Origin of the sequence: Streptomyces sp. NPDC048584, assembly GCF_043199595.1 — a bacterium.
Lineage (GTDB): Bacteria > Actinomycetota > Actinomycetes > Streptomycetales > Streptomycetaceae > Streptomyces > Streptomyces edwardsiae.
On the sequence record NZ_JBICWF010000005.1, the window covers coordinates 464,431 to 480,352 of the forward strand.

General features: G+C 73.3%; 11 protein-coding genes. 5 read left to right on the top strand and 6 right to left on the bottom strand.

Features of this window, described 5'->3' with window-relative positions:
* Positions 1–32 precede the first annotated feature (32 nt).
* Both ACGFR9_RS14775 and ACGFR9_RS14780 read right to left on the bottom strand, forming a co-directional pair.
* Entirely contained in the window at positions 33–1,196 is a 1,164-nt protein-coding gene (locus tag ACGFR9_RS14775) for an LCP family protein (protein WP_393207434.1), read from the bottom strand.
* 569 nt (positions 1,197–1,765) lie between these two features.
* Positions 1,766–2,527: a TIGR03089 family protein gene (locus ACGFR9_RS14780; RefSeq protein ID WP_393207437.1), complete on the bottom strand. Its 762-nt coding sequence runs from the start codon at positions 2,525–2,527 to the stop codon at positions 1,766–1,768.
* A 129-nt stretch (positions 2,528–2,656) separates the two neighbouring features.
* On the opposite strand from ACGFR9_RS14780, the gene ACGFR9_RS14785 reads away from it, so the two are divergent.
* Positions 2,657–4,027 carry a peptidoglycan recognition protein gene (locus ACGFR9_RS14785; protein WP_393207440.1) on the top strand — a complete coding sequence of 457 codons (1,371 nt, stop codon included), beginning with the start codon at positions 2,657–2,659 and terminating at the stop codon, positions 4,025–4,027.
* Between the two features lie 96 nt (positions 4,028–4,123).
* A complete protein-coding gene (locus tag ACGFR9_RS14790) occupies positions 4,124–5,206 on the top strand; it encodes a sugar phosphate nucleotidyltransferase (RefSeq protein ID WP_393207443.1) in 1,083 nt (360 codons plus the stop codon).
* 436 nt (positions 5,207–5,642) lie between these two features.
* Here ACGFR9_RS14790 and ACGFR9_RS14795 read toward each other — a convergent pair whose 3' ends face one another.
* The 4 genes from ACGFR9_RS14795 to ACGFR9_RS14810 form a co-directional block, all read right to left on the bottom strand.
* Entirely contained in the window at positions 5,643–6,644 is a 1,002-nt protein-coding gene (locus tag ACGFR9_RS14795; protein ID WP_393207446.1) for a DNA-3-methyladenine glycosylase family protein, read from the bottom strand.
* Positions 6,645–6,714: 70 nt separating this feature from the next.
* Complete coding sequence (locus tag ACGFR9_RS14800) at positions 6,715–8,016, bottom strand: coenzyme F420-0:L-glutamate ligase (RefSeq protein ID WP_393207449.1); 1,302 nt, start codon at positions 8,014–8,016, stop codon at positions 6,715–6,717.
* The gene (gene cofD / locus ACGFR9_RS14805; RefSeq protein ID WP_393207452.1) at positions 8,013–8,996 is read right to left on the bottom strand and encodes a 2-phospho-L-lactate transferase; all 984 of its coding nucleotides are present in this window, start codon (positions 8,994–8,996) and stop codon (positions 8,013–8,015) included. Before cofD ends, ACGFR9_RS14800 begins: the two co-directional genes overlap by 4 nt.
* 33 nt (positions 8,997–9,029) lie before the next feature.
* On the bottom strand, positions 9,030–9,572 hold the full coding sequence (locus tag ACGFR9_RS14810; RefSeq protein ID WP_393207455.1) for a cysteine dioxygenase: 543 nt from the start codon (positions 9,570–9,572) through the stop codon (positions 9,030–9,032).
* Positions 9,573–10,284: 712 nt separating this feature from the next.
* Between ACGFR9_RS14810 and ACGFR9_RS14815 the strand changes: the two genes are divergently transcribed.
* From ACGFR9_RS14815 to ACGFR9_RS14825, 3 genes are all read left to right on the top strand, one after another.
* The gene (locus tag ACGFR9_RS14815) at positions 10,285–10,548 is read left to right on the top strand and encodes a WhiB family transcriptional regulator (RefSeq protein ID WP_003975777.1); all 264 of its coding nucleotides are present in this window, start codon (positions 10,285–10,287) and stop codon (positions 10,546–10,548) included.
* Positions 10,549–10,751: 203 nt separating this feature from the next.
* The gene (locus tag ACGFR9_RS14820; protein ID WP_393207457.1) at positions 10,752–14,411 is read left to right on the top strand and encodes a glycosyltransferase; all 3,660 of its coding nucleotides are present in this window, start codon (positions 10,752–10,754) and stop codon (positions 14,409–14,411) included.
* Entirely contained in the window at positions 14,408–15,916 is a 1,509-nt protein-coding gene (locus ACGFR9_RS14825; RefSeq protein ID WP_393207459.1) for a DUF5719 family protein, read from the top strand. Before ACGFR9_RS14820 ends, ACGFR9_RS14825 begins: the two co-directional genes overlap by 4 nt.
* Positions 15,917–15,922: the final 6 nt, after the last annotated feature.

The following is a 15,922-nucleotide window of genomic DNA, read 5'->3' on the forward strand; positions in this document are numbered from 1 at the left end:
TGCGGTGCCTTGGAGTTGACTTGGAGCAGGCTTTACGCACAGATGTCCTCGGCGGCCGTGTTTCCCGAGAACGTCGGTGCCGGAGAGGAGTTGCCGGACGGCTTCCCTGATTCCTTTTCCGTGGCCTTTCGGTCACCGTCCGTGTCGACGACCACGGGCGCGTCCTTGCGCAGCCGCTCGAACAGATTCTCCGCGGCGGGTTGCGCGAGCTGGTCCCGATTCACGTCCCCGGTGTACGGCTCCCGGGGAACGGTCAGGAATTGCACGCCTTCCGTGGGGATGTCACGCAGCCCGCGTACAAGGTCGTACAGACTTCGCAGACTGGCCAGTCCCGGGTCGGTGGTGAGGGACGAGGTGGCCGCGTCCAGAACGGGATAGAGCTTCACCGGATTCAGCAGTACGTCATTGCCGCTCACCTTGTTGACGAGCGCGCCGAGGAAGCGCTGCTGCCGTTCCATACGGCTGGTGTCGCTGCCGTCGCCGAGGGTCTTGCGGGCGCGGACGTAACCGAGCGCCTGCTCCCCGTTCAGCGTCACCCGGCCGGCCGGCAGCCTCAGCTCGGCGTCCTTGTCGTCGACGGGCTCGCGCAGGCACACCTCGACGCCGTCCACCGCGTCGACCATGTCCTTGAACCCGGCGAAGTCGACGACCACGTGATGGTCGACCCGGACATCGGTGAGCTTCTCCACCGTACGGATGGTGCATGCGGAACCACCCACGGAGAAAGCGGAGTTGAACATCGTGAACACCGGCGCGGAACGCGACCCGCCGGGTCGGCGGCAGCCGGGCACGTCCACCATCAGGTCGCGGGGGATGGACACCGCGGTGGCGCTGTGCCGGCCGGTCGACAGATGCAGCAGGATCACGGTGTCGGACCGTTCCGTCCCCGCGTCGTGCCCGTAGCGGGCGTTCTCCTGCCCGGAGCGCGTGTCCGAGCCGATCAGCAGGATGTTCCGGGCGTCCTCGGTGAGCGCGGCGGGCCGCTCCTTCTCGTACCGCGCGAGTTCGGCCGCCGCCGCCTCGTCCGGGGTGATGTTCCGCTCCAGCTTCATGTACACCACCCACCCGGCGCCCGCGGCACCGAGCAGGACGACGACGGCCGCGAGCCCGGCCCCGAACGCCCATCGCCGCCGCCGGCGCCGCGCCCGCCCACGTCCACTCGCCGAGGCCCCGTGCACGCCCGCGGACTCACTCATGCCAGCGCCATCCCTCACCACGTACGGTCCCGTACGACGATGCCCCGCACCTCCGCGCCAGACGGGGCGCTGCTGCGCCGAACGAGGGAAAACCCAACACGAACGGCCGACACACCCGGCTTCGCCCGGCAGCCGCCCCGCACGCTCCGCCGGCCGCGGGCGGTCGGCCCGCACGCTCCGCCATCCGCGGGCGGTCGGCCTGCGTCCTCCGCCATCCGCCCCGCACCCCCCCGCCATCCGCGGGCAGCCGCCCCGCACCCCCGCCATCCGCGGGCAGTCGTGCCGCTGGGGCGGCACGGGTGGGCGCGACGGCACCCCGTAAGCGCCGGGCTGCGTGATCACCCCCCGGGTCCACCCCACGCGCAGCACTCCACAACGCGCCCCGCACGACGGCACCCCGTAAGCGCCGGGCTGCGTGATCACCCCCGGGTCCACCCCATGCGCAGCACTCCACAACGCGCCCCGCGCGACGGCACCGCGTAAGCGCCGGGCCGCACTACCCACCCCCGACTCACGGCGGCCCTGGGTAGCTCGAACCACCCCGAACACCCCCCCGGTGGGGGCGGGCGTCAGCGCGCGATCACAGTCACCCGCTCACTCTCCACCCGCTTGTCCAACCCCTCACTCCCCAGCGCCCCCAGATGACGGCACAGCACCACAGACCCCCCGACCGCCAACGGCCCGTACAGCCCCGCACACAGCCCCTCCCACGTGTCGTAGGACAGCCCCGACAGCACCCGCGCCCCCGGCCCGGTGAGCCCCAGCCCCGACGCCTCCGCCCGAGCCCGCTCGACCACCTCCGCCCCGCTGAACTCCCGCCCCGCCACGATCAGCGCGGGCTCCTCCGGATCCACCCGCCCGTACGGCACGAACCGGTCCCCCTGCCCCGGCACCTCGACCGCGTAATCGGCGAAGCCCTCCGGCGGCTGCGGAAACCGCCCCCCGAGCGGCCTGAGCGCCAGCGCGACCCGCGGCCCCGAACAGCCCCGCGCCGCCGACAGCGACTCCGGATCCGGACCGCTCACCACCACGTCCGCCGCCGCCGGGTCCCCGGCCACGTCCGCGACCACTCCCACCGACGCGCACGCCAGCAGCCACACCGCCGTCTGCCAGTGCGCCGGCAGCAGCAGGGCCACCCGGTCGCCGGGTTCCACGGACAGCTCGTCCTGGAGCAGGTTGGCGGTCTTGGCCACCCAATTGGCGAAGGTGGCCACGGACAATTCGACACGTTCGCCCGTGGCATCGTCGTAGAAGGTCACGAGGGGACGTACCGGGTCCGCGGCGAGCGCGGAACCCAGCAGGTCGGCAGGGGTGCGGTCGGTGGCGTTCACCCGCGCAAGCGTACGCGGACCCGCCCGCCCCCACCCCGTCCGAGAGGCACCGGTTCGGAGGAACGGGACCCGACAGCCCGTCACATCCCGGATGGACAGATTTGTCTGACTCTGTCCAAGCTCAGGAGCATGCGTGGAATCCTTGCTTCCTCAATCGGTGTCACCTGCGCCGCCGCCCTCGCCCTCCCGCTCGCCCCGCCCGCCACCGCGGCGGACCCGGGACCGGTCCCGACGGCAGAAGCGGCCACGCGCGCAGCGGTGACGGCCCAGCGCGACGTACCCGGCAGCACCCAGTCGCTGCCCCTGAGACCCCTCACCCGTGACCGTGCCTCAGGCACCGCCGTCCTCGGCCTCGCCCCCCGGGCCGTACGGCACTTCTCCCTCCTCGGCGTGATCTGGGACGACCCCGCCGACGAGCTCCACGGCCGCGTCCAGGTCCGCACCCGGGCGGCCGGCACCGGCGGCTGGACCGGCTGGCAGGACGTCGAGACGCACTACAGCGACCACGGCGCCGATCCGGACAGCGCGGAGGGCTCCTCTGACGGGGTGCACGGCGCCACGGCGCCGCTGTGGGTGGGGGAGTCGGACGGAGTGGAGGTCCGGGTCCAGCCGGGACCCGGGGCGGAGGAGCCCGGAGCCGGGGAGCCCGAGGGAGGTGATCACTCGATCCTGCCCTCCGGGCTGCGGCTCGAACTCGTCGACCCCGGGGACGACACCCGGGAGAGCCCCCGCAACGGCCCGATGAGCGCCGAGGCGAGCGCCGCCTCCGCCGCCAACTCGGCCCTCGCCCCGCTCGGCGCCACGGAGATCCCCGCACTGGACGGCGAGCAGACCCGCGAGGAACTCCTCACCCTGCGCGGAGCCCGGCTCACCGAGCAGCAGCGGGCCAAGCCGTACATCGGACCGCGCCCCGCCATCGTCACCCGGCGAGGCTGGGGAGCCGACGAGAGCCTGCGGGAGACGCGGTTCGTGTACACCAGCAAGGTCAAGGCGGCCTTCGTGCACCACACCGCCTCCGGCAACAACTACTCGTGCTCGCAGGCGCCTTCGCTCATCCGCGGCTTCTACCGGTACCACGTGAGCAGCCTCGGCTGGCGGGACATCGGCTACAACTTCCTCGTCGACAAGTGCGGCCGGATCTACGAGGGCCGGGCCGGCGGAGTGGCGAAGGCCGTCAAGGGCGCGCACACACTCGGGTTCAACACCAACACCACGGGCATCGCGGTCATCGGCTCCTACGGCTCCAAGAAGCCGTCGGCCTCCGCCGTGAAGGCCGTCGCCCGGATCACCGCGTGGAAACTCGGGCTGTACGGGATGAATCCGCGGGGCAAGACATATCTGACGTCCGGCGGTGGCAATCTGTACCGAAAGGGCAAGAAGGTGCGACTGAACGTGATCTCCGGTCACCGGGACGGGTTCAACACCTCGTGCCCCGGGGGGAAGCTGTACAAGAAGCTCGGTACGGCGCGTACCACGGCGGCCCGCTACCAGGGCCGCTGAGACGGGCCGGGCGCTCCTTCCTGCCGGAGGCGGTCTGCATACACTGGCCGGCCGAAAGACAGTTCGGCCGGTCCCGGCAGGAAGCAGAGACGACAGGTGACAGAAGCGATTCTCCTGGTCGGCGGCAAGGGTACGCGGCTGCGACCGCTCACGGTGCACACGCCCAAGCCCATGGTCCCGGCGGCCGGGGTGCCCTTCCTCGCGCACCAGCTCGCGCGGGCGCGGGCGGCGGGCGTCGAGCACATCGTCCTGGCCACGTCGTATCTGGCCGAGGTCTTCGAGCCGTACTTCGGCGACGGGGCGGCGCTCGGGCTGCACATCGAGTACGTGACGGAGGAGGAGCCGCTCGGCACGGGCGGTGCGATCCGCAACGTCGCGGCGCGGCTCCGGTCGGGGCCGGACGAGCCGGTGCTGGTCTTCAACGGGGACATCCTGACGGGGCTGGACATCCGGGCGCTGGTGCGGACGCACGAGACGACCGGCGCGGACGTCTCGCTGCACCTGACGCGGGTGACCGATCCACGCGCGTACGGGCTGGTGCCGACGGACGCGTCGGGGAGGGTGCTCGCCTTCCTCGAGAAGCCGCAGACGCCGGAGGAGATCGTCACCGATCAGATCAACGCGGGGGCGTACGTCTTCCGCCGGTCGGTGATCGACACGATCCCGGCGGGGCGAGTGGTGTCGGTGGAACGGGAGACGTTCCCCGGGCTGCTGGCGGCGGGAGCGCATCTGCAGGGCATGGTCGACTCGACGTACTGGCTGGACCTCGGGACGCCGGCGGCGTTCGTACGGGGGTCGGCGGATCTGGTGCTGGGCCGCGCGCCGTCGCCGGCGGTGCCGGGGCGCTGCGGGGACCGGCTGGTGCTGCCCACGGCGACCGTGGCGCCCGACGCGAAGCTGGCGGGCGGGACGGTGGTGGGCGAGGGCGCGTTCGTGGCGGAGGGCGCGCGTGTCTTCGGCAGCACGATCCTGCCGGGGGCGGTCATCGAACCGGGCGCGGTCGTCACGGACTCGCTGATCGGTACGCGCGCCCGAGTGGGCGAACGCACGGTCCTCACCGGCACGGTGATAGGCGACGGCGCGACGATCGGCCCCCACAACGAACTCCGGGCCGGCGCCCGAGTCTGGTGCGACGCGACAATCCCCGCAGGAGCCGTCCGCTTCTCCTCGGACCAGTAACGCCCACGGCACCCGTGCGGCCGCCCCCACCCCAGCCCGGTCCGTTCCCGCGGGCAGTCGTGCCGCTGGGGCGGCAAACCCATCCCAGCCCCGCCAGCCGCGGGCAGTCGTGCCGCTGGGGCGGCAAACCACCCCAGCCCGGCCCCGTCCGTTCCCGCGGGCAGTCGTGCCGCTGGGGCGGCAAACCACCCCAGCCCGGCCCCGTCCGTTCCCGCGGGCAGTCGTGCCGCTGGGGCGGCACGGGTGGGCGCGACGGCACCCCGCAAGCGCCGGGCTGCGCGAACACCCCCGGCCCGCACCAACGCAGGGCACCTCACCGGCGTCAGCCCGTGCGGACCCCCGGTCCACCCCCAGCGCGCCGACCCGCGCACGCCACCCCCCGGCCGACCCCCACCAGGGACATCCCGGAGCACCCGCACCGGGCCCCGCCCGGAATTCACAGCCGCCCGATATCCCCGTACGCCATCCGCGGCCCCCGCCGCCCCGGCACCCTCCCGCTCAGCAGAATCAACCGCGCAGCCCGATGCCGCTGCCCCGCATACGGCTCCAGCAGCGACAGCATCACGTCATCGTCCGCATCCCGGTCCCCCCCAAGGGCCCACCCCACGATCCCCGGCAGATGCAGATCCCCCACGGTCACCGCGTCCACCGCCCCATGACTCCGCTGCACCGTCTCCGCCGACGTCCACGGCCCGATCCCCGACACCAGCTCCAACCGCGCCTGCGCCTCAGCGGCAGGCATCCCCACCGCCTCCTCCAGCCGCGCAGCGACCCGTACCGCCCGCAGGACCGTCGATGCCCGCTTGTCGTCGACCCCGGCCCGATGCCACTCCCAGGAGGGAATCAGCGCCCACGTCCGAGGCGCCGGCATCACCGACATCCGCTCGGGCGCGGGCCCGGGTGCCGGCTCGCCGTACTTCCGTACCAGCAGCCGCCACGCCCGGTACGCCTCACCCGTCGTGACCTTCTGCTCCAGCACCGACGGGATCAACGACTCCAGCACCAGCCCGGTCCGCGTCAGCCGCAGCCCCGGACGCCGATGGCTGGTCAGCGCCAGCAGCTTGTGCCGGGGCACGAAGGCGGACGGATCGTCCGAGGCCCCGAGCAGCTCGGGGAGCCCGTCCAGCAGCCATGCGGCGCCCGGCCCCCACGCCTCCCCCCGGATCTCCCCGCCGCGCGCCGTCACCCGCAGGGTCCCCGGCCCCGCCGGGGTCAGACTGGCCCGCCACACGGACCCGTCCGGCAGCGCCCGGAACGTGGGATCACCGGGCCCGCGTCGCAGCGGCCCGAGCACCAGCCCGAGGTCCAGCGGCCCCTCCGGCACCCACGTCCGTACGCGTGCCGGAGCCGGTGCCTGGCGGGGGACACCCGCGGGCACGGCGACATGGCCGCCGCGTACCGTCGTACGGGTCGGGCGCGGGGAGAAGCGTCCTGCCAAGAGGGATCCCAGGGGTGGAAGCGAATCGGGGGCCTCTACGAGGGTAGGCCCACCCCGCCGGGCCCTCGTCTCAGCGCACCTCGATGAAACCCGCCGCGTCCCGTTCCGGGCGCGGACGCGGTTCCTCGGCCGGGTGGCCGATCGCCACCGCGCCCATCGGGTCCCAGTCGCCGGGCAGGTCCAGGACCTCGCGGACCACCTCCCGGCAGAACATCGTCGACGACACCCACGCCGAGCCCAGCCGCTCCCCGGCCAGCGCGACCAGGAAGTTCTGCACACCGGCGCCCGTGGCGACCACGAACATCTCCCGCTCCGCGCCGTCCCGCCGCGCGTCCCCGTAGGTGTGCGAGCCGTTCATGACGAGGCAGGGCACGGCCAGATACGGCGCGTCGCGCAGCACGTCACCGCGGCGGACACGCTTGGCGATGGACTCCTCCGACTTGCCGTCACGGCGCAGGTCCGCGATCCAGGCCTCACGCATCGCGTCCAGCAGGCGTGTGCGGGACCCGGACGACTCCAGCAGCACGAAACGCCACGGTGTGGTGTGGTGCGGGGCCGGCGCCGTCACGGCCGCCGCCACCGCGCGGCGTACGGCGTCGGGGTCGACCGGCTCGTCGGTGAACGCCCGCACCGTACGGCGCTGGGTCACCGCCTGGCGTACCGCCTCGGACGTGCCCAGGCGGAACATGTCGTCACGCGCGCCGCGGACCATCGCCCGGGCGCCCTCGCCGTCCTCGGCCGCCACCAGCCGGGCCAGCCCGTGGACCACGGCCACCGGGACGCCGGACGTCTTGCCCTTGACCAGGTCGCCCGCCGCGGCGAGTTCGTCGGCCGTGGCGACGACGGTGGCGCCGAGCGGGTTGCCGTGCGTGTCGGTGCCGCCGCGCAGGTCGTCCAGCACGCGGACGCCGGCCGCGCCGATCGCCACGTCCGTCAGCCCCGCCCGCCACGGGCGGCCGAAGGTGTCGGTGACGATCACGCCGACCGTGACTCCGAGGGCGGCGCGCAGGCCCTCGCGGATCGCCCGCGCGGAGGCGTCCGGATCCTCGGGCAGCAGCAGGACCGTTCCGGCGGGGGTGTTGGAGGCGTCGACGCCGGCCGCGGCCATGACCAGGCCCTGCCGGTTCTCGACGATGCGCAGCGTGCCGCGCCGGGCCACCACACGGACGGTCTCCGCGTCGATCGCGGCCTCCCGGTCCGCCGCCTCGGCGATCCGGCCCTCCGCCTTGGAGACGATCTTCGAGGTGACGATGACGACGTCGCCGTCGGACAGATCCGGTACGGCGGCCGCGATCAGCTTGGCCAGATCGTCGCCCTCGCGGATCTCGGGCAGGCCCGCCACGGGGCGGACCCGGTAGCCCGTACCGCTCATACCGCGCGCACCTCCTCCGCCAGCGTCAGCGCCTCACGTGCCATCCGCGCGGCCGCGTCGACGTCCGTCATCATCAGCGGTACGGCACGGCAGCGGATCCCGGCTGCCTCGACGCGCTCCACACAGCCCGCGTCGACCGTGTCGACCAGCCAGCCGTCCAGCAGGCCCGAGCCGTAGTGCTCGGCCACCGCCGGGGCCGTGGACTCGACGCCGACCGCCGCGAGCACCTTGTCGGCCATTCCGCGCACGGGCGCGTCCCCGACGATCGGGGACAGGCCGATCACCGGCACGCCCGCGTCGGCGATCGCCTCCCGGACTCCGGGGACGGCGAGGATGGTGCCGACGGAGACCACGGGGTTGGACGGCGGGAAGAGGATCACGTCGGCCTCGGCGATCGCCTCCAGGACGCCCGGCGCCGGCTTCGCCTGCTCCGCGCCGACCGGTACGACCGCCTCGGCCGGGACGGAGGCCCGCAGCCGCACCCAGTACTCCTGGAAATGGATCGCCTTGCGCTCGCCGGAGCCCGCGGCGGAGCCGCTGTCGGGCAACGTGACGGCGACATGCGTCTCCACACGGTCGTCCGTCATCGGGATGAGGCGCACGCCCGGCTGCCAGCGGTCGCAGAGCGCCTCGGTGACCGCGCTGAGCGGGAACCCGGCGCCGAGCATCTGGGTCCGCACGATGTGCGTGGCGAAGTCCCGGTCGCCGAGGCCGAACCACTCCGGGCCGACGCCGTACGCCGCGAGTTCCTCCTTCAGGTGGAAGGTCTCGTCGGTCCGCCCCCAGCCCCGCTCCTCGTCGATACCGCCGCCGAGGGTGTACATCACCGTGTCGAGGTCCGGGCAGACCTTCAGCCCGAAGAGGTGGATGTCGTCCCCGGTGTTGCCGATGACCGTGATGTCCGCGTCCGGCACGGCCCGCTTCAGACCGCGCAGGAAACGGGCACCGCCGATGCCGCCTGCCAGAACCACAATGCGCATGGGGCCATCCTCGCAGGCCGCTACGACATCGCGTCAGGCAGTTACCGGACCGGCCGCCGCGGGGGCCTCGCAGTGCGGAGCGACGGGGGTCACCCCGGCCGTACGAAGCCGGGACTGGGGGAGCATGGGCATCTCGGTCAGGCCCGGGTAGTAGATGTGCAGGCTGACGGCCGGTTCGAGGGCGTCGTTGACGACGTCGTGCACATAACCGGGGGCGAACACGCGCTGGGCGCCGGCCGTCAGCGCGCGTGTGCCGCGTCCGGTGCGCTCGGTCAGGGCGCCGTCCAGGACGGTGAGCACGCCCGAGGAGCGGCCGTGGTCATGCCGCCCGCTGCCCTGTCCCGGCACCCAGGACAGCAGCCACACCTCGTAGCCGGGGCCGGTGCGCAGCCGGTGGTACCAGCGGCTGACGGCGTCGTACTCGACGAGGTGCTCCCACTGGGAGCGGTCGGCGGCGATGGAGCGGGCCAGGCCGGCGAACTCGGCGACGGTGGCCGGGTGCTCGCGCGGGGGCTGCAGCAGATGCGGGACTTCGAGGATGTCACCGGCGATCTGGAGGTCGCTGTCGCTGTTCATGGATGCGGAGGTCCTTGGCGGAGAAGCGGTGGGGGGTTTCGCGTCGCGTGCGCCCGGGTCGCGGGCGGCGGCGAGGGGTGCCCTGGTGGGAGCGAGGGAGACAGCGGCCGGGTCCTATGGGACTCGGCAAGGGCCGGAGCGCGTTGGGCTCAACAGCCGGAACAGCGACAGCTACAGCGAGCGCGGGCAGCACCGAGGAACCCGGCGGAGCGGGTCGGGGTGAGTGCCGAATTCGCGAGCATGCCCACTAGGACAGCGGTTCACTCCTCCACTGTCAACTCGGCACCCGGTATGTGGGACAGGGTTCACCCCATCCGGTTCATCTCGTAGACGAAAGGTTTGCTCACTCGTTTCCCGGGACACAAGGTGCCCACGGCCGGGCGCTCCGCGCACCGTTGCGATCCCGTGATCCGACTGTGATCCGGTTCGCTTCCGCGCGGGTGTCGGAACGAGAACGATCCCCTGGGCGTCCTCCTGGGAGAGGCCCCGTGGGGGACCGCGAACCCTCATGGGTCCGCATGCGTGTCAAGGTTTAGGGTGATTTGAACACTTTCCGCTCGGGCTTGGTTCCGCAGAGTGAATAAGGGGCTCAATAGCAGATCTCGGCTTGACTCGCCCGGAGCAGCACACTTGTAATTTCACTCGTGTCGTTCAGCCGGAAACGGTAACGGCTGGATCACACGGGGACGCGAAAGACGGACGAGGGGCGCACATGACCGAGCTGGTGCAGCAACTGCTGGTCGACGACGCGGACGAGGAGCTCGGCTGGCAGGAGCGCGCACTGTGCGCCCAGACCGACCCCGAGTCCTTCTTCCCCGAGAAGGGCGGCTCCACCCGGGAGGCCAAGAAGGTCTGCCTCGCGTGCGAGGTCCGCTCCGAGTGCCTCGAGTACGCCCTCGCCAACGACGAGCGCTTCGGCATCTGGGGCGGCCTGTCCGAGCGGGAGCGCCGCCGGTTGAAGAAGGCCGCCGTCTGACGAACCGGCAGATCACCGGCGTACGCGCAGAGTGCGTGCCACTTCGCACATTCGTCACTTAAGGCCCGTCGCAGGTGGTTGTCCACAGGCGGCGGGCCGCTGCGGTGCCCAGCCGATAGTGTGGTCGCTCGTCCGAGACGCCCCGCCGCCCCCACCGGGCACGGGCGTTCCCCACAGACCACCGAACCGGGGCCCGTACCTCGATGTCCGTGCACAGCCACACGGCAGCCCGGCAAGACCTCGCTGCCACCCCTGAGTTCCCGCGTCACGTGGTGACCGCGGTCCTCGTCTCCCACGACGGCGCCCGCTGGCTGCCCGACGCGCTCTCCGGGCTGCTCGGCCAGGAGCGCCCGGTCCAGTTCGCCATGGGCGCCGACACCGGCAGCGCGGACGACTCCGCCCGGCTGGTCGCCGAGGCCCTCGGCGACGAACGCGTGCTGCACCTCGCCCGGCGCACCGGCTTCGGCCAGGCCGTCGAGGAGTGCCACCGCGCCGCCCCGGACCTCACGCCCGACGATCTGCCGTACCTGAAGCGGCCGAGCGGCTGGGACCCGGTCACCCGCAGCTGGCGCGACGACGCCTACGACCTGCCGGACCTTCCGCACGGCGAGCCGGTGCAGTGGCTCTGGCTGCTGCACGACGACTGCGCGCCCGAACCCGACGCCCTGGCCCAGCTGCTGCGCGTCGTGGAGAACGAGTACGAGCTCGGCCGGGACGACGTCGCCGTCGTCGGACCCAAACTCCGCGGCTGGTACGACCGCAGGCAGCTGCTGGAGGTCGGCGTCTCCATCGCCAACTCCGGCCGCCGCTGGACCGGCCTGGACCGCCGCGAACAGGACCAGGGCCAGCACGACCATGTACGGCCCGTCCTGTCGGTGTCCACCGCCGGCATGCTGATCCGCCGTGACGTCTTCGACCGGCTCGGCGGCTTCGACCGGCATCTGCCCCTGATGCGCGACGACGTCGACCTGTGCTGGCGCGCGCACTCCGCCGGACACCGCGTCCTGGTCGCCCCCGAAGCCGTGGTCCGGCACGCGGAGGCCGCCTCCCGCGAGCGCCGCGCCGTCGACTGCGTCGGCCGCACCTCCGCCTCCCCGCACAAGGTGGACAAGGCGGGCGCCGTCTACACGCTGCTCGTCAACGCCCGTACGGCCGCCCTGCCGTGGGTGCTGCTCCGCGTCGTCCTCGGCACCCTGCTGCGCACCCTCGCCTACCTCGTCGGCAAGGTCCCCGGACAGGCCGTCGACGAGATCCGCGGCCTCGTCGGCACCCTGCTGCGACCCGAGCGGATCCTCGCCGGACGCCGCCACCGCGGCAGCCCGCAGACCGACAAGGGCGAGATGCGGCCGCTGTTCCCGCCGCCCGGCGCGACCGTCCGGGTCACGGTGGAACAGGTCGCGAGCGGCCTCGTCGGCCGCTCCGACCCCGAAGCCGCCTCCGGCGCGGGACGGCACGGCAGCGCCGTGGAGTCCGGACCCGGCGGCGACGACGCCGACTTCCTCGAGATCGAGCAGTTCGCCCGCCTCAAGCGCATCGCCCGCAAACCGGGCCCGGTGCTCTTCCTGGTGCTGCTGCTGGTCTCCCTCGCGGCCTGCCGCCAGCTCCTCGGCGGCGGCGCCCTCGCGGGCGGCGCGCTGCTCCCCGCACCCGCCGGCGCCGGCGACCTGTGGGCCCGCTACACCGACGCCTGGCACACCGTGGGCGCCGGGGGCACCGGGTCCGCACCGCCCTACCTGGCGATCGTCGCGGCCTTCTCCTCGCTGCTGCTCGGCTCCACCGGCCTCGCCGTCACGATCCTGCTGGTCTGCTCGGTGCCGCTGGCCGGCTTCACCGCGTACTTCGCCTCCCGCCCGCTCGTCGAGTCACGGCTGCTGCGCGCGTGGGCGGCCGTCGCCTACGCCTTCCTGCCCGCCGCGACCGGCGCCCTGGCCGGCGGCCGCATCGGCACCGCCGTACTCGCCATCCTGCTGCCGCTGATCGCCCGCGCGGGCGTCGCGGCGAGCGGCCTCACGAACGCCGAGGGCATCCGCGGCAGTTGGCGCGCCACCTGGGCGTACGCCCTGCTGCTCACCGTCACCACCGCGTTCACGCCGATCGTGTGGCCCATCGCCCTGGTCCTCGGCGTCGGCGTACTCGCCGTACGCAGAACGGACATTCCGGCCTACGGGCTGCGCTTCCTGGCCCAACTCGGCGCGCCCCTGCTCGTCCTGGCCCCGTGGTCGCTGACCCTGCTCCCCTTCGGCTTCTTCCGGGAAGCGGGCCTGGAGTACGGCGCCTCCGCCGCCTCCGCCCTCGACCTGCTCGGTGCGAGCCCGGGCGGCCCCGGCACCGTCGGCGGCCTGCTGCTCATCGGGCTGGTGCTCGCCGCGCTCGCGGCCCTGCTCCGCTCCGAGCGCCGCACACCGATCCTCACCGCGTGGGTGGCCGCCCTGGTGGGCCTCGTCTTCGCGGTCCTGTCCAACAACTCCACCTGGGCCGGCCCCGCGACCCTCGTCTACGGCCTCGCCGTCCTGGCCGCCGCCACCCTCGGCGCGGACGGGGCCCGTTCCCGGGTCGCCGAGCAGAGTTTCGGCTGGCGTCAGCCGGTCGCCGCGCTGATCGCCCTCGCCTGCGCCGTCGGCCCGCTGATCGCCGCCGCCGGCTGGATGATCCGCGGCGCCGACGACCCCGTGGCGCGGCGCGACCCCATTCAGGTGCCCGCGTTCGTCGCCGAGGAGAGCGGAACCCGCGACCAGGCCCGCACCCTCGTCCTCGACAGCGACTCCCCGGACCGGGTCGGTTACGTCCTGGTCCGCGGCTCCGGCGCCCGCATGGGCGACGCGGAGACCGCGTCGGTGGACGGGGAGAACGCGCCGCTCGGCAAGGTCGTCGCCAATCTCGTCGCCGGCTCCGGCGCCGACCAGGCGGACCAGCTCGGCGGCTTCGCCGTCCGCTACGTCCTCGTCCACCCGGGCGCGCCCCGCGAGGTCACCCGTGTCCTGGACGCCACCCCCGGCCTGTCCCGGCTCAGCCAGCAGGCGGGCGGCGCGCTGTGGCGGGTGGACCACCAGGTCTCCCGCGCGAGCATCGTTCCCGCCAAGGACGGCGACGGCGAGGCCGTACCCGTGGCGGCGGGCCCGGTCGAGATCCACACCAAGATCCCGAACGGCGCCGAGGGCCGCGTCCTGCGCCTCGCCGACACCGCCGCGGAGGGCTGGACCGCCACCCTCGACGGCAAGCCGCTGACCCGCACCACGGTCGACGACTGGGCCCAGGGCTTCGAACTCCCCGCAGCCGGCGGCACCCTGGACGTCACCTACGACGAACCGGTCACCCACACCGCCTGGCTGTGGGCCCAGGGTCTGCTCGCCGTCGTCCTCGTCGTCATGGCCCTGCCCGGCCGGCGCCGCGACGTCGACGACGACCTGCCCGAGGAACCGGACGTCCCCGCCGAGGCCCTGACCGGCGACGGCCGCCGCGCCCGCCGCCTGCGCGCCCAGGCCGAGGCGGAAGCGGAGGCGGAGGCCGTGGAGGCGGAGTCCACCGAAGAGCCGGCCGCCGAGGAGGACTTCCCCGAGCCGCCCTCCGCCCCGGTGCCGCAGCAGGCCGACTACGGCGACTGGGACACATCGGGGCAGTACCCGAACGCGTACCCGGACGAGCGGTACCAGCAGCAGTACGCCACGGACGCCTACGGCCGGCCCTACCCGGCGGAGGGCTACCCGCAGGGCGGCGAGTACGACCCGTACGCGTACGGCAACCAGCAGGCGCCGTACGACCAGGGCTACACACAGGGCTACGACCAGACCTACACGCAGGGCTACGACACGTCGTACGACCCCAACGGCACGGGCAGTGAGCGTCCCGACGGGAGCCAGCAGTGAACCGCACCACCCTGTCCCTGATCGCGGGCGTGACCGCGCTCGCCGCCGTCACCGGCTTCGCCGTGGTGTCCACACCGGACGCCAAGGCCACGGACGGGACGGCACAGGCGGCGGCCCACCTACCGGTGGAGCGCACCAGCCTGGTCTGCCCCCAGCCCAGCACCTCCGACCTGGCCGAGACGACGTACACGTCCTTCACGCCGGTCACCAAGGGCACGGAGAACGAGGGCCGGGCCGAACTCCGGCCGGCCACCGCGCAGCAGCAGGGCGACGAGAAGGCCGAGGACGGCGAGGGCGACGAGGAGAAGTCCGAGAAGCCCGTGCTGGAGCCGAAGGAGCCCGGCAAGCCGGTCACCGGGGACGCGACCGGCGGCGATTCGCCCGCCCTCCTCGGCACCGCGGAGGGCCGCTTCGCCCCCGGCTGGACCGTGCAGCAGACGACCACGGTCGCCGCGGGCACGGGCCGGGGCATGCAGGGCGTCGCCTGCACGGCACCGGACACGGAGTTCTGGTTCCCCGGCACCAGCACCGGCGACGGCCGCACCGACTACGTCCATCTGACCAACCCCGACGACTCGGCGGCGGTCGTGGACATCGAGCTCTACGGCAAGGACGGCGCCCTCGAGACAACGGTGGGGGAGGGCATCACGGTCCAGCCGCACTCCGCGGAGCCGGTCCTCCTTTCGACGCTCACCGACGAGAAGCAGACCGACGTGACCGCGCACGTGGTGGTGCGCAGCGGCAGGGTCGGCGCCGCCGTCCAGGCCCTGGACGACCAGTTGGGCGGCGACTGGCTGACCGCGTCGGCCGACCCGTCGGGCAACCTGGTCCTGCCCGGCATCCCGAAGGACGCCACCGCCGTACGCCTGGTCGCCTTCACCCCCGATGACGCGGACGTCGACCTGAAGGTGCGCCTCGCCTCCCCGTCCGGCCTGATCACGCCGGCCGGTCACGACACCCTTCATGTGAAGGGCGGCATGACGACGGCCGTCGACCTGGAGGACATCACGCGCGGCGAGGCGGGTTCCCTGGTCCTGACGGCGGGGGACGCCTCCGTTCCGGTCGTGGCGGCGGCACGGGTGCTGCGCGGCAAGGACGGCGGCCAGGAGTCGGCGTTCGTCCCGGCGGCACGGCCGGTCGGTACGCGGGCGACGTCCGTCGACAACACGGCCAAGGGCACGACGCTCGCGGTGACGGCGCCCGAGGGCACGGCGAAGATCAAGGTCACGGCGTCGGCGGGCACGGAGGGCGGTACGCCGGCCTCGAAGACGTACACGATCAAGGCGGGCACGACCCAGCACATCGAGCCCCCGGCCCCGGCGGGCGCGAAGGGCACCTGCGCCCTCACGGTGGAACCCGAGTCCTCCACCCCGGTCTACGCCTCCCGCACCCTGTCCACGACGGATTCCGGCGTCCCGTTCTTCACGGTCCAGCCCCTGCCGGACGACCGAGGAATGGTCGCGGTCCCCCACTCGAACGAGGACCTGTCCATCCTCCAAAAATAACCGCAC